The organism is Citrobacter sp. S-77, from assembly GCF_963864895.1.
Taxonomy (GTDB): domain Bacteria; phylum Pseudomonadota; class Gammaproteobacteria; order Enterobacterales; family Enterobacteriaceae; genus Citrobacter; species Citrobacter murliniae.
Genome location: NZ_CAWLWU010000002.1, coordinates 3,608,105 through 3,621,416 on the forward strand (window position 1 = coordinate 3,608,105; position 13,312 = coordinate 3,621,416).

The 13,312-nt window shown below is 51.0% G+C and carries 16 protein-coding genes; 6 read left to right on the forward strand and 10 right to left on the reverse strand.

Going from position 1 to position 13,312, the window contains the following annotated elements:
* Positions 1-3: 3 nt before the first annotated feature.
* From AACS05_RS17775 to ffh, 7 genes are all read right to left on the reverse strand, one after another.
* A complete protein-coding gene (locus tag AACS05_RS17775; protein WP_045446369.1) occupies positions 4-1,365 on the reverse strand; it encodes a PepSY-associated TM helix domain-containing protein in 1,362 nt (453 codons plus the stop codon).
* A 63-nt stretch (positions 1,366-1,428) separates the two neighbouring features.
* Positions 1,429-1,839 (reverse strand): DUF2946 domain-containing protein, encoded by a 411-nt coding sequence (locus AACS05_RS17780; protein ID WP_404842369.1) that lies wholly within the window; start codon positions 1,837-1,839, stop codon positions 1,429-1,431.
* Positions 1,840-1,973: 134 nt separating this feature from the next.
* Positions 1,974-2,321, reverse strand: coding sequence for a 50S ribosomal protein L19 (rplS, locus tag AACS05_RS17785; RefSeq protein WP_004104634.1), 348 nt, complete (start codon positions 2,319-2,321; stop codon positions 1,974-1,976).
* 39 nt (positions 2,322-2,360) lie between these two features.
* Positions 2,361-3,128: a tRNA (guanosine(37)-N1)-methyltransferase TrmD gene (gene trmD / locus AACS05_RS17790; protein ID WP_003031232.1), complete on the reverse strand. Its 768-nt coding sequence runs from the start codon at positions 3,126-3,128 to the stop codon at positions 2,361-2,363.
* A 44-nt stretch (positions 3,129-3,172) separates the two neighbouring features.
* Positions 3,173-3,721, reverse strand: a complete 549-nt coding sequence (gene rimM, locus AACS05_RS17795) for a ribosome maturation factor RimM (protein ID WP_003031230.1) — start codon at positions 3,719-3,721, stop codon at positions 3,173-3,175.
* Between the two features lie 18 nt (positions 3,722-3,739).
* Positions 3,740-3,988 (reverse strand): 30S ribosomal protein S16, encoded by a 249-nt coding sequence (rpsP, locus tag AACS05_RS17800; RefSeq protein WP_003031228.1) that lies wholly within the window; start codon positions 3,986-3,988, stop codon positions 3,740-3,742.
* A gap of 300 nt (positions 3,989-4,288) precedes the next feature.
* Positions 4,289-5,650: a signal recognition particle protein gene (gene ffh, locus AACS05_RS17805; RefSeq protein WP_045446375.1), complete on the reverse strand. Its 1,362-nt coding sequence runs from the start codon at positions 5,648-5,650 to the stop codon at positions 4,289-4,291.
* A gap of 166 nt (positions 5,651-5,816) precedes the next feature.
* Between ffh and AACS05_RS17810 the strand changes: the two genes are divergently transcribed.
* Positions 5,817-6,608, forward strand: a complete 792-nt coding sequence (locus AACS05_RS17810; RefSeq protein WP_045449751.1) for a cytochrome C assembly family protein — start codon at positions 5,817-5,819, stop codon at positions 6,606-6,608.
* A gap of 18 nt (positions 6,609-6,626) precedes the next feature.
* Positions 6,627-7,913, forward strand: a complete 1,287-nt coding sequence (locus AACS05_RS17815; RefSeq protein WP_045446378.1) for an HlyC/CorC family transporter — start codon at positions 6,627-6,629, stop codon at positions 7,911-7,913.
* 54 nt (positions 7,914-7,967) lie between these two features.
* Here AACS05_RS17815 and grpE read toward each other — a convergent pair whose 3' ends face one another.
* On the reverse strand, positions 7,968-8,561 hold the full coding sequence (gene grpE, locus AACS05_RS17820) for a nucleotide exchange factor GrpE (RefSeq protein ID WP_045446381.1): 594 nt from the start codon (positions 8,559-8,561) through the stop codon (positions 7,968-7,970).
* Between the two features lie 122 nt (positions 8,562-8,683).
* Between grpE and nadK the strand changes: the two genes are divergently transcribed.
* From nadK to bamE, 3 genes are all read left to right on the forward strand, one after another.
* The gene (gene nadK / locus AACS05_RS17825) at positions 8,684-9,562 is read left to right on the forward strand and encodes an NAD(+) kinase (protein WP_045446384.1); all 879 of its coding nucleotides are present in this window, start codon (positions 8,684-8,686) and stop codon (positions 9,560-9,562) included.
* Between the two features lie 85 nt (positions 9,563-9,647).
* A complete protein-coding gene (gene recN, locus AACS05_RS17830; protein ID WP_045446387.1) occupies positions 9,648-11,309 on the forward strand; it encodes a DNA repair protein RecN in 1,662 nt (553 codons plus the stop codon).
* A 149-nt stretch (positions 11,310-11,458) separates the two neighbouring features.
* Entirely contained in the window at positions 11,459-11,803 is a 345-nt protein-coding gene (gene bamE, locus AACS05_RS17835) for an outer membrane protein assembly factor BamE (RefSeq protein ID WP_045446389.1), read from the forward strand.
* A gap of 62 nt (positions 11,804-11,865) precedes the next feature.
* Here the strand turns inward: bamE and AACS05_RS17840 are convergent, their stop codons facing one another.
* Positions 11,866-12,156 (reverse strand): RnfH family protein, encoded by a 291-nt coding sequence (locus tag AACS05_RS17840; protein WP_144243106.1) that lies wholly within the window; start codon positions 12,154-12,156, stop codon positions 11,866-11,868.
* A complete protein-coding gene (locus AACS05_RS17845) occupies positions 12,146-12,628 on the reverse strand; it encodes a type II toxin-antitoxin system RatA family toxin (protein ID WP_071829014.1) in 483 nt (160 codons plus the stop codon). The genes AACS05_RS17840 and AACS05_RS17845 overlap by 11 nt, the downstream gene beginning before the upstream one ends.
* Positions 12,629-12,743: 115 nt before the next feature.
* Between AACS05_RS17845 and smpB the strand changes: the two genes are divergently transcribed.
* On the forward strand, positions 12,744-13,226 hold the full coding sequence (gene smpB, locus AACS05_RS17850) for an SsrA-binding protein SmpB (protein WP_045449753.1): 483 nt from the start codon (positions 12,744-12,746) through the stop codon (positions 13,224-13,226).
* Positions 13,227-13,312: the final 86 nt, after the last annotated feature.

Below are 13,312 nucleotides of genomic sequence, written 5' to 3' on the forward strand. Positions count from 1 at the left end.
TCATCACTCGGCTGACTGCGCCAGAACAGTATGCGAAGCACTGAACCAGCGCAGCCAGTCAATTGCTATAAAAAACAAAAGACTAATACCTGCAACTGGCATCAAGGCCCCCAGAACAATCGCCACCGCCAGCACAGCAAATCGCCCTTTCCCATTGAGCATCAGCCAGCACTGAACCAGCGTCTGTGCCGGGTTAACCTCTGAACGAGCGGGTCGACGAATCCACCACAGTCGATAGCCAATCACAATCATCAGGCAAAGCCCTGCACCAAAGATAATCAACAACCATTGATTCACTTGACCAAACAGGATCCCCATATGGAAATCAACGCCCCAACGCGTCAGTTTCGCGATTAACGGGAAATCAGCAAATCGCGTCCGGTCGATTACCTGCATCGTTGTCGCATCAATAGAAACCGCATCGACCTGAGTAGGCCAACGGCGGTCAATCTCAGTGACGGTCCAACCATGCTGTGTATCTTTTGCCGGGCGGATCTCCAGCTTTTTAGCCTTTATCCCCGCAGCCTGCGCCACACGTAAAACGACATCAAACTGGTTACCGTCAATGACACTCATTGCGGGCATCACCATTTCAGCGTGATGCCCGGCATGGTCATGGTGAGATTCTATGGCGCCATGGAGTTGAGTATTGACCTGCGGCGTCAGCCAGCCAAAAGCCGCGCGCATTTTATCCACATTCCCCCCAGCCCATTGTGACCAGGTCAACCCTGTAGCGGAGAACAACAACATTCCCCCCAACAGAAACCACCCCAGCACTACGTGTAAGCGACGGCTGTTTTGCACACGATTATTCAGCCTGCGTTTTGGTCGCGTAAAAAACCAAAGCGCGATGCCGCCCAGGGCCGCTATCCACATCCAGGATGCCGCCAGTTCACTATACAGACGCCCTGTATCGCCCAGCAGCAAAGAACGGTGAGCATAGTCGATCCATTGTCGCAGAGGTAAGATCCCACTGGTGCCATATACGGTCATATCCCCATTTACCGACAGCGTAACCGGGTCGATAAAAATCGCCCGGTTTTCTGAGGGGGCCAGTGTCGGATCAGCAAACATGACCCGGGTTGTTGTCCCTGACTCCAGAGCAGGCCGTACCGCATGCACACGCAACTGATTGCCGGTTATCTGCTGCGCTTTTGCAACTTGAGCCGCCAGCGATTGCAGCTCCCCTGGTCCTGTTCCCTGAAGCGCTCGTGAGTAAATCGCCTCTTCCAGCTGAGGCGTGGCGACATAGAGTGTACCGGTAAGCGCCGCTACAAAGATAAATGGTCCGACGAACAGACCGATATAGAAATGAAGGCGTCGCAGCAGGGCTACCCATGCCGCACGCGGGGTGCAGGTTGTCATACTTTTCCTTAGAAAAAGCAAAAGAGTGTCGTAGCGCTTATGCGTACAAACGTATTGTTAGAATCAGGAAAAAGCAGGCCTGCGCGGCGGCGCACGGGTATCGGGATAAAGCCAGGGGAAAAAGTGCCAGAATGTCGCTGTAGGATGCAACGGCATTTTTTTCTGAATAAGTAACACACCACACAGCAGGATCACCAGCGCCAGTATCAGCCCGGGGACATGAGCCAACAGGACACAATAGCCGCACGCTTCTCCGTGATCAACAGGCATCGTCATCGGTGCTGCACTCGAATGAGTTTCAGCGTGCTCCGCCATCATGCTCATGTCATGGTGCATACCCGGCATAGTGCTCATGGGATCTTGTTGCAAAGAGACAGAAATCAGCGGCGCAACGACGATCAACAGGATCGCAAACAACGCAAACCATGCCGCGTATCGTTGATTAATTGACTGAGAAGTTACACCAATAGCCACTGTTCCTCCGGCAACGAAGAGTCATTGTAAATGATTTATGAACTAATGGTTAACAATGTGAGTTTCAACGATATAAAAAAAGGGGCCAGCCAATTGGCCAGCCCCTTCTGTCAGGATGTCGCCTGAGCGATATCTTAGTTAAGACGCTCTTTGATACGAGCAGACTTACCAGTACGCTCACGCAGGTAGTACAGTTTAGCTTTACGAACAGCACCACGACGTTTGACAGAAATGCTGTCAACTACCGGAGAGTGAGTCTGGAAGACACGCTCAACGCCTTCGCCGTTGGAGATTTTACGAACAGTGAATGCAGAGTGCAGACCGCGGTTACGAATAGCGATAACCACGCCCTCGAATGCCTGCAGACGTTTTTTGGAACCTTCAACAACCCATACTTTCACTTCCACGGTATCACCCGGACGGAAGGAAGGTACGTCCTGCTTCATCTGTTCTTGTTCAAGTTGCTTAATAATGTTGCTCATAATTTAATCTCTTATCCTGGGTAAACTGATATTGGGGGCTTACGCCTGCCCATCATGTTTATGTTGCTGTTGTGCGTGTTCCTTTTTGAACTCCGCCAGCAACCTTGCTTGCTCTTCAGTCAGAGCCAGGTTTTCCAGAAGTTCAGGTCTTCTAAGCCAGGTCCGGCCCAGCGACTGTTTCAAACGCCAGCGACGTATCTCAGCGTGGTTCCCCGACAGTAACACTGCCGGTACTTCCATCTGTTCTAACACTTCAGGTCGGGTATAGTGTGGGCAGTCCAGCAACCCGTCAGCAAACGAATCTTCGATTGCTGATGCTTCATGACCCAGAACTCCCGGAATAAACCGGGAAACGGAGTCGATCAGCGTCATTGCTGGTAACTCACCACCGCTGAGAACGTAATCGCCGATTGACCATTCTTCATCAATTTCGGTTTGAATCACGCGCTCATCTATTCCTTCATAGCGACCACACACCAGAATCAGCTTCTGATTCGTGGCCAGTTCGCTAACGCCCGCTTGATCAAGCTTGCGTCCCTGAGGTGACAGATAAATCACCTTTGCGCCTTCACCAGCCGCAGCTTTTGCTGCATGAATGGCGTCCCGTAAAGGTTGCACCATCATTAACATCCCCGGTCCGCCGCCGTAAGGACGATCGTCCACGGTACGGTGTCGGTCATGAGTAAAGTCACGAGGACTCCAGCTCTGGATGTTCAGCAGACCATTTTTTACTGCCCGGCCAGTTACCCCGTAATCGGTAATTGCGCGGAACATTTCTGGAAACAGGCTAACGATACCTATAAACACAAGCCAATCCCCATAACGCCGACTTTTACCGTTTATCCGGTGGTTTAAAAACCAGGATCCCAATCTACTTCGATAGTACGAGTAGCGAGATCGACTTTCTTGATAACCTGCCCATCGAGGAACGGTACTAAACGTTCCTTGATACCAAACGCATCTTTCAGGTTTGCCTTAATGACGATTACGTCATTCGATCCGGTTTCCATCATATCGACGACTTTACCGAGATCGTAGCCTTCAGTGGTCACTACCTGACAGCCCATAAGGTCTTTCCAGTAGTAAGAACCATCTTCCAGCGCTGGCAACTGCGAGGAATCTACGACAATTTCGCAATTCGTCAGTAGATTCGCCGAATCACGATCGTCAACACCTTTCAGCTTGATGATCAGATCCTGATTGTGGTGCTTCCAGCTTTCCAGCTGTACTTGCTGCCACTGACCCGCCTTCTGGATAAACCAGGGCTGATAGTCAAAAATGCTTTCGGCGTCTTCAGTGGAAGAAAACACTCTGAGCCAACCACGGATACCGTAAGAAGACCCCATTTTACCCAAAACGATGGGTTCCACGGGTGCCTGTGCGGCGAGTTGCTTGCTCATCATGACCACCGTGACAGATTAAGCTGCTTTGTTTGCTGCTTTGATCAGCGTAGCTACGCGATCAGAAATAGTCGCGCCCTGGCCAACCCAGTGAGCGATGCGATCCAGATCCAGGCGAGTGCCTTCTTCTTTTTCGCTAGCGATTGGGTTAAAGAAGCCAACGCGCTCAATGAAGCGACCGTTGCGTGCATTACGGCTGTCGGTGACAACAACCTGGTAGAACGGACGCTTTTTAGCGCCGTGACGAGCTAAACGAATAGTTACCATAACATCCTCTTGTGTGAATAAAACACCGGGCCCCATCGAGGGAAGGGACCCGGTGTCATATTAAAAGCCCGAAAATTTTACTGATTTCTGGGAAAAAAGCAATCAGCATGTGATGAAGCTTTATGCCAGGGCGTTACCGTTGCAGCCAGTTTGGCGTCGGCGTGCACGCAGAAAGCGGAGCGTACACGCAGTTCGTGAGCATTTACTCGCTCCGCTCGCCCTGAAGTGCGTTCAAAACACTATAGTGTTTTGTTGAGCACACTCCGGCGTCAAAATGGCAAATAAGGTAGCCCGATATATTTATCTACCAGGGAAGCCTGGCGGCATCATGCCCTTCATATTCCGCATCATCTTCGCCATTCCGCCCTTCTTCATTTTCTTCATCATGCGCTGCATGTCGTCGAACTGTTTCAGAAGACGGTTAACATCCTGTACCTGCATACCACAGCCCAGTGCGATACGGCGTTTGCGAGAACCTTTGATAATTTCCGGCTTGGCGCGTTCTTTCATCGTCATTGAGTTGATGATGGCTTCCATACGCACCAGCACTTTATCGTCCATCTGCGATTTCACGTTGTCAGGAATCTGACCCATACCCGGCAGCTTGCCCATCAGGCTTGCCATACCGCCCATGTTTTTCATCTGTTTAAGCTGCTCTAAGAAGTCGTTCAGGTCGAAACCGTCGCCCTTCTTCAGCTTGGTCGCCAGCTTTTCAGCCTGCGCGCGGTCAACCTTGCTCTCAATATCTTCAATAAGCGACAACACATCGCCCATACCGAGAATACGCGAAGCAATACGATCCGGATGGAACGGCTCCAGCGCTTCTGTTTTTTCACCCACACCGAGGAATTTAATCGGCTTACCGGTGATATGACGAATAGAGAGCGCAGCACCGCCACGGGCATCACCATCGACTTTAGTCAGAACCACACCGGTTAACGGCAGTGCTTCGTTAAACGCTTTTGCGGTATTCGCGGCGTCCTGACCAGTCATGGCATCGACAACAAACAGCGTTTCTACCGGATTGATAGACGCGTGGACCTGTTTGATTTCGTCCATCATGGCTTCGTCAACGTGTAAACGACCAGCGGTATCCACCAGCAACACGTCGTAGAACTTGAGTTTGGCTTCTTTCAGCGCGGCGTTAACGATATCAACCGGCTTCTGACCAACATCAGACGGGAAGAAGTCCACACCGACCTGCTCGGCCAGCGTTTCCAGCTGCTTGATCGCCGCCGGGCGATATACGTCAGCGGATACGACCAGCACTTTCTTCTTGTGCTTCTCGCGCAGGAATTTACCCAGTTTACCGACGCTGGTTGTTTTACCCGCACCTTGCAAACCCGCCATCAGAACGACGGCCGGAGGTTGCGCAGCCAGATTCAACGTCTGGTTTTCTTCGCCCATTGCCGCAACCAGTTCGTTACGGACAATCTTGACGAACTCCTGCCCTGGCGTCAGGCTTTTGTTAACTTCATGACCAACCGCTTTCTCTTTTACGCGATTGATAAACTCACGCACTACCGGCAGCGCAACGTCAGCCTCCAGCAGCGCCATGCGCACTTCGCGCAGCGTTTCTTTAACGTTGTCTTCAGTAAGGCGTCCACGGCCACTGATATTGCGCAGCGTGCGCGACAAACGATCGGTTAAATTATCAAACATTGTCTCTCGCCTGGGGTGGAAACGGTCGGTCGCGACAGCGACACATCAACAGAAATTTGTCGCAGTATAACATGAAGCCGCCTTTGTTGTTATGCAACGGTTGGAGCAGCGGTCACGTAACGCTATACTGCTTTTCTTTATCACTGGCCAAACTGTCGACACATATATGCCCGTTTTTGCTCTGTTCGCCCTTGTCGCCTATTCCATCAGCCTCGCGCTGATCGTTCCCGCCCTGCTGCAGAAAAACAGCGGCTGGCGGCGCATGGCTATTCTTTCGGCGGTTATCGCGCTGGTATGCCACGCTTTTGCCCTGGAAGCTCGTATTCTGCCCGGAGGCGAAAGCGGACAAAACCTGAGCCTGCTGAACGTTGGTTCACTGGTCAGCCTGATGATTTGTACCGTAATGACCATCGTAGCCTCACGCAATCGTGGTTGGCTATTGCTGCCGATTGTTTATGCCTTCGCATTGATCAATCTGGCATGCGCCACGTTTATGCCCAACGAGTACATCACCCATCTCGAAGCCACGCCGGGTATGATGATCCATATCGGACTGTCGCTATTATCTTATGCAACGTTAATCATTGCCGCACTGTATGCACTGCAGTTGGCGTGGATCGATTATCAGCTCAAAAACAAAAAACTGGCTTTCAACAACGAAATGCCGCCGTTGATGAGCATTGAACGTAAAATGTTTCATATCACCCAGATAGGCGTAGTTCTGTTGACGCTGACCCTGTGTACTGGCCTGTTTTACATGCATAACCTGTTCAGTACGGAAAATATAGATAAAGCCGTTCTCTCTATCGTGGCATGGTTTGTCTATATCGTTCTGCTGTGGGGGCATTACCATGAGGGCTGGCGCGGACGTCGTGTCGTGTGGTTTAACGTCGCGGGCGCAGGCATTCTGACGCTGGCCTATTTCGGCAGCCGCATACTGCAGCAGCTTGTGAGTTAAGTCTTTAAGGAACCCTACGTGGAACATATCTCCACCACCACGCTCATTGTCACTCTTCTCATCATGGTGGTTATTTCTGCCTACTTTTCCGGCTCTGAAACCGGAATGATGACCCTGAACCGCTACCGTCTACGTCACCGGGCAAAACAGGGTAACCGTCAGGCAAAACGCGTTGAAAAATTACTTCGTAAGCCAGACCGCCTGATAAGCCTGGTGCTCATCGGTAATAACCTGGTAAATATCCTGGCCTCGGCGCTCGGTACCATTGTCGGTATGCGCCTGTATGGCGATGCGGGTGTGGCGATTGCCACCGGTGTTCTGACTTTCGTCGTGCTGGTGTTTGCCGAAGTGTTGCCGAAAACTATTGCCGCGCTGTACCCGGAAAAGGTCGCCTATCCCAGCAGCGTATTGCTTGCCCCATTGCAAATACTGATGATGCCACTGGTCTGGTTGCTTAATACCATCACGCGTCTGCTGATGCGCCTGATGGGCATTAAAACGGATATCGTGGTGAGCGGTTCGCTGAGTAAAGATGAACTTCGTACCCTGGTGAATGAATCGCGCTCGCAAATCTCTCGCCGTAACCAGGATATGCTGCTGTCAGTGCTGGATCTGGAAAAAGTCAGCGTTGACGACATCATGGTACCGCGCAACGAAATTATCGGTATTGATATTAACGATGACTGGAAATCAATCGTGCGCCAGTTGTCGCACTCCCCGCACGGTCGCATTGTGCTGTACCGTGACTCGCTGGACGACGCCATCAGCATGCTGCGCGTACGTGAAGCCTGGCGCCTGATGGCCGAGAAAAAAGAGTTTACCAAAGAGACTATGCTACGCGCCGCCGACGAAATCTATTTCGTCCCGGAAGGCACACCGCTCAGCACCCAGTTGATTAAATTTCAGCGTAATAAAAAGAAGGTGGGTCTGGTGGTCAACGAATATGGTGATATTCAGGGACTGGTCACGGTCGAAGATATTCTGGAAGAGATTGTCGGCGACTTCACCACCTCAATGTCACCAACGCTTGCAGAGGAAGTCACGCCGCAGAATGACGGTTCAGTGATTATTGACGGCAGCGCCAACGTTCGTGAAATCAACAAAGCCTTTAACTGGCACTTACCGGAAGATGACGCGAGAACGGTGAACGGCATTATTCTTGAAGCGCTGGAAGAGATCCCGATTGCCGGTACGCGAGTGCGCATTGGTCAGTACGATATCGATATTCTCGACGTGCAGGACAATATGATTAAGCAGGTACAGGTATTACCGGTAAAACCGCTGCGCGAGAGCGTGGGAGACTAGGAAGATGATTGTAGGCCGGGTAAAACATCTGCATTACCCGGCACTACAGGCTGGTTAGCCTTTGGCTTTTGCCACAGACACCATCGCTGCACGAATGGTACGTCCGTTCAGGGTATAACCCTTCTGCATCACCATCAGTACATTACCGGCAGCCACTTCGTCAGACTCAACCATTGCAATAGCCTGATGCACGTTCGGGTCCATCGGCACATCAATATCCGCAACCACCTGCACACCAAACTTCGCTACGACATCCAGCATCGACTTACGGGTCAGCTCAATACCTTCAACCATCGCCGTCATGGAATCGCTGTCTTTGTTCGCCACTTCCAGCGCACGATCCAGGCTATCCAGCACCGGCAGCAGTTCGTTGACGAATTTTTCCAGCGCGAACTTATGCGCCTTTTCTACGTCCAGTTCGGTACGACGACGCAGGTTTTCCATTTCAGCTTTGATACGCAACACGCTGTCACGCTCACGCGTTTCGGCCTCGGCAAGCTGAGCTTCCAGATTCGCAATTTTTTCATCGCGCGGATCCACCTGCTCAGCAGAAGCGTCTGGTTCAACCGCCTCAACTTCTTCGTGCTGATCCATGATAATTTCTTCCGGGGCTTGCCCCTCAGGCGTTTTCTGTTCTTTACTACTCATGAATTTCTCCGCGTTTTTTTCGCATTCATCTCGCTAACTTGGCTTATTATGGGGATCAGATTCAGGGATTCAAGGGAAGTACTCACATTGTCACTAATCTTCGCTACAAGGACCTCGAGAAAATGAACAAACATTTCAAGTGTATTGGCATTGTGGGGCATCCACGTCACCCCACTGCACTGACGACACATGAAATGCTCTACCGCTGGCTGTGCACGAAAGGTTATGAGGTTATCGTGGAGCAACAAATCGCCCACGAACTCCAACTGAAAAATGTGAAAACCGGCACTCTGGCGGAGATAGGCCAACAGGCGGACCTCGCTGTGGTTGTTGGTGGCGATGGCAATATGCTTGGTGCAGCGCGCACACTGGCACGCTATGACATTAAGGTTATCGGGATTAACCGTGGCAACCTCGGTTTTCTGACAGACCTTGACCCGGACAACGCCCATCAACAGTTAGCCGACGTGCTGGAAGGCCACTACATCAGTGAAAAGCGCTTTTTGCTTGAAGCCCAGGTCTGCCAGCAGGATTGCCAGAAGCGCATCAGCACCGCCATCAACGAAGTTGTTCTGCACCCTGGAAAAGTCGCGCACATGATCGAATTCGAGGTCTATATCGATGAGACCTTCGCCTTCTCCCAACGCTCGGACGGGCTCATTATTTCGACGCCAACCGGCTCAACGGCCTACTCGCTTTCCGCCGGCGGTCCGATTCTGACGCCATCGCTCGATGCCATTACGCTGGTACCGATGTTCCCGCACACATTGTCGGCACGCCCGCTGGTGATTAACAGTAACAGCACAATTCGGTTGCGCTTCTCCCATCGCCGGAATGACCTGGAAATTAGCTGCGACAGCCAGATTGCGTTACCTATACAGGAAGGTGAAGACGTATTGATTCGTCGTTGTGATTACCACCTGAACCTGATTCACCCAAAAGATTACAGCTATTTCAATACATTAAGCACGAAACTGGGTTGGTCAAAAAAATTATTCTAATTTAACACCAGCCTCTTTACTGTATAAAAAACCAGTTTATACTGTATGTAATTACAGTTATGGTTTTTCATACAGGAAAACAGCTATGTTGGCACAACTGACCATCAGCAATTTTGCTATCGTTCGTGAACTTGAGATCGATTTCCAGAGCGGAATGACCGTCATCACCGGTGAGACCGGGGCGGGTAAGTCCATTGCCATTGATGCCCTCGGTTTGTGCCTGGGTGGGCGTGCAGATGCCGACATGGTGCGCACTGGTGCCACACGTGCCGACCTGTGTGCCCGCTTCTCTTTGAAAGACACACCTGCGGCGCTGCGCTGGCTGGAGGAAAACCAGCTTGAAGATGGTCGTGAGTGTTTGCTTCGTCGCGTGATCAGCTGCGACGGACGCTCCCGCGGCTTTATCAACGGCACCGCAGTTCCACTGTCACAGCTTCGCGAACTGGGCCAACTGCTTATTCAAATCCATGGCCAGCACGCACACCAGCTCCTGACTAAACCTGAGCAGCAAAAATTCCTGCTCGATGGCTACGCCAATGAAGCCTCACTGACTCAGGAAATGGCTGCACGCTACCAGCTGTGGCACCAGAGCTGCCGTGACCTGGCGCATCATCAGCAGCAAAGCCAGGAGCGCGCCGCACGTGCGGAGCTATTGCAGTATCAGTTAAAGGAGCTGAATGAATTTAACCCTCAGGCCGGTGAATTTGAACAAATCGATGAAGAGTACAAGCGTCTGGCTAACAGCGGGCAATTACTCACCACCAGCCAACAGGCGCTGGCTATCATGGCAGATGGCGAAGACATTAACCTGCAAAGCCAACTGTACACAGCAAAGCAGTTGGTTGGCGAACTGGCGGAAATGGACAGTAAGCTCTCCGGTATTCTGGACATGCTCGAAGAGGCCACCATCCAGCTCAGCGAAGCCAGCGACGAATTGCGCCACTACTGCGACCGACTGGATTTAGACCCAAACCGTTTGTTCGAACTTGAGCAGCGGATTTCTAAGCAAATATCTCTGGCGCGCAAACATCATGTCGCACCGGAAGCGCTTCCTCAGTTTTACCAGTCTCTGCTGGATGAACAACAGCAGCTTGACGATCAGGCCGACTCGCTGGAAACCTTAACGCTGGCGGTGAACAATCACCACCAGCAAGCGCTGGAAACAGCTAAAGCACTGCATCAGCAGCGGCTGTATTACGCTCAGGAGCTTGGGCAACTGATTACAGAAAGTATGCATACCCTCTCTATGCCGCACGGCCTCTTTTGTATTGATGTAAAGTTTGATGAACATCATCTGAGCGCAGACGGTGCCGATCGCGTTGAATTTAAAGTCACCACGAACCCTGGTCAACCGATGCAGGCCATTGCGAAAGTTGCTTCTGGTGGGGAACTGTCACGTATCGCTCTGGCTATTCAGGTCATCACTGCGCGTAAAATGGAAACCCCGGCACTGATTTTCGATGAAGTTGACGTCGGTATTAGCGGCCCTACAGCCGCCGTCGTGGGGAAAATGTTACGCCAGTTGGGTGAATCAACACAGGTTATGTGTGTCACACACCTCCCACAGGTTGCTGGTTGCGGCCACCAACACTTCTTTGTCAGCAAAGAAACTGACGGCGCGATGACTGAAACGCATATGCAACCGCTCGACAAACGCGCGCGCCTGCAAGAGCTAGCCCGCTTGCTTGGCGGTAGCGAAGTGACACGCAATACCCTGGCAAATGCAAAAGAACTGCTGGCAGCGTAAACTTTTTTCCCTTGTAACGGTCTGAGTTCAACATAAAATCGCCAGCCGACCCGACAGCAAAAGGTTTTAAAGTGGTGAAAGGTCTATTATCATCGGCATATTACATATGAGCCGCGTACTGCTCGGGCCCGAAAAGGAATCAAATCACTATGCGCTGTAAAACGCTGACTGCTGCTGCAGCAGTACTACTGATGTTGACTGCAGGCTGTTCCACTCTGGAGCGAGTGGTTTACCGTCCTGACATCAACCAGGGAAACTATCTGACCGCTAACGATGTATCCAAAATTCGTGTGGGTATGACGCAACAGCAGGTTGCTTATGCTCTGGGTACGCCGATGATGTCCGATCCTTTTGGCACCAACACCTGGTTCTATGTGTTCCGCCAGCAACCAGGACATGAAGGCGTAACGCAGCAAACGCTGACTCTGACCTTTAACAGCAGTGGTGTATTGACCAATATCGATAACAAACCAGCGCTGACTGACAATAAATAAGGTTCAGAACGCAGGTTTCAGAGATCAAAAAAGGTGCTCAGTGAGCACCTTTTTTATATCTGCTACTTTTTAGCAGATTTCTCTGCCCGCTGTCTGCGCAGCTCTTTCGGGTCAGCAATCAATGGTCGATATATTTCTACCCGATCACCATCATGCACGATATCGGCAAGTTTTACCGGACGACTGTAGATACCTACTTTATTTTTGCTGAGATCGATATCGGTGCGTAATTCCAGCAACCCGGAGGTGCGAATGGCCTCTTCAACCGTAGCCCCCTCTTGCAGCGTTACGCGTTGCAGGTACTGTTTTTCCGGCAGCGCATACGCGACTTCGACGACAATCTTAGCCGACACTGACACTGTAAACCTCTTTTGCACGAACGGTGAAGGCCTGTACCATGTTAGACGCCAGCTCTTTGAAGATCCGGCCAAACGCCAGTTCAATTAACTTGTTGGTGAACTCAAAATCAAGCTGAAACTCAATGCGGCACGCATCCTGGCTGAGCGGCGTAAATTTCCATCCGCCGATCAGTTTTTTGAAAGGGCCATCGACCAGATGCATCAGGATGCTCTGGTTATTGGTCAGTTGATTGCGCGTGGTGAACGTTTTGCTGATCCCTGCTTTAGAAACATCCACAGCCGCCGTCATCTGTCCTGGCGTTGACTCCAGGACACGACTTCCGGTGCAACCGGGTAAAAACTGGGGATAGGATTTAACATCATTCACTAACTGATACATCTGTTCCGCACTGTAAGGTACTAAAGCGGTCCGGCTAATCTGAGGCATAACAATTTCCATCAATATCAATCGTACAAATAATACCATTTATCATCCGCTAAAAAAAACGCTATAGCCTAACTCGTGCTAAGATAGCGCCTTACGCCCCGCTGGATGAAATGGGGTGTTTTTCGATTCCAGATTACCTATACTGAGCGGCATTATGACGAAGAAAAAAGCACACAAACCTGGCTCAGCCACAATCGCGCTTAACAAACGCGCACGACACGAATACTTTATCGAAGAAGAGTTCGAAGCCGGACTCGCCCTGCAAGGCTGGGAAGTTAAATCCCTGCGCGCAGGCAAAGCCAATATTAGCGATAGCTATGTCATTCTCAAAGACAGTGAAGCTTTCCTGTTTGGCGCAAACTTCACCCCGATGGCGGTTGCCTCAACACACGTTGTTTGCGACCCCACCCGTACCCGGAAACTGCTGTTAAACCAGCGTGAACTTGACTCTCTTTATGGTCGAATGAACCGTGAGGGTTATACCGTGGTTGCACTTTCGCTGTACTGGAAGAATGCCTGGTGCAAAGTGAAAATTGGCGTCGCCAAAGGTAAGAAGCAACACGATAAACGCTCCGATGTGAAGGAGCGTGAATGGCAGTTGGATAAAGCTCGTATTATGAAAAATGCAGGCCGATAAATCTCCATACTTTGTGATCAGTCTCTCCCGCGGAGACTGGTCGTTATTGTTTAGTTATTGAAACCACCCCAATACATTCACCGTAT

What these genes read in the sequence shown, in the direction of transcription:
- AACS05_RS17810 (WP_045449751.1), top strand. Translation starts at nt 5,817, where the DNA reads ATGCCCGTTTTTGCTCTGTTCGCCCTTGTCGCCTATTCCATCAGCCTC.
- recN (WP_045446387.1), top strand. Translation starts at nt 9,648, where the DNA reads ATGTTGGCACAACTGACCATCAGCAATTTTGCTATCGTTCGTGAACTT.
- rplS (WP_004104634.1), bottom strand. Translation starts at nt 2,321, where the DNA reads ATGAGCAACATTATTAAGCAACTTGAACAAGAACAGATGAAGCAGGAC.
- bamE (WP_045446389.1), top strand. Translation starts at nt 11,459, where the DNA reads ATGCGCTGTAAAACGCTGACTGCTGCTGCAGCAGTACTACTGATGTTG.
- AACS05_RS17845 (WP_071829014.1), bottom strand. Translation starts at nt 12,628, where the DNA reads ATGGTATTATTTGTACGATTGATATTGATGGAAATTGTTATGCCTCAG.
- smpB (WP_045449753.1), top strand. Translation starts at nt 12,744, where the DNA reads ATGACGAAGAAAAAAGCACACAAACCTGGCTCAGCCACAATCGCGCTT.
- ffh (WP_045446375.1), bottom strand. Translation starts at nt 5,650, where the DNA reads ATGTTTGATAATTTAACCGATCGTTTGTCGCGCACGCTGCGCAATATC.
- AACS05_RS17775 (WP_045446369.1), bottom strand. Translation starts at nt 1,365, where the DNA reads ATGACAACCTGCACCCCGCGTGCGGCATGGGTAGCCCTGCTGCGACGC.
- rimM (WP_003031230.1), bottom strand. Translation starts at nt 3,721, where the DNA reads ATGAGCAAGCAACTCGCCGCACAGGCACCCGTGGAACCCATCGTTTTG.
- grpE (WP_045446381.1), bottom strand. Translation starts at nt 8,561, where the DNA reads ATGAGTAGTAAAGAACAGAAAACGCCTGAGGGGCAAGCCCCGGAAGAA.
- nadK (WP_045446384.1), top strand. Translation starts at nt 8,684, where the DNA reads ATGAACAAACATTTCAAGTGTATTGGCATTGTGGGGCATCCACGTCAC.
- rpsP (WP_003031228.1), bottom strand. Translation starts at nt 3,988, where the DNA reads ATGGTAACTATTCGTTTAGCTCGTCACGGCGCTAAAAAGCGTCCGTTC.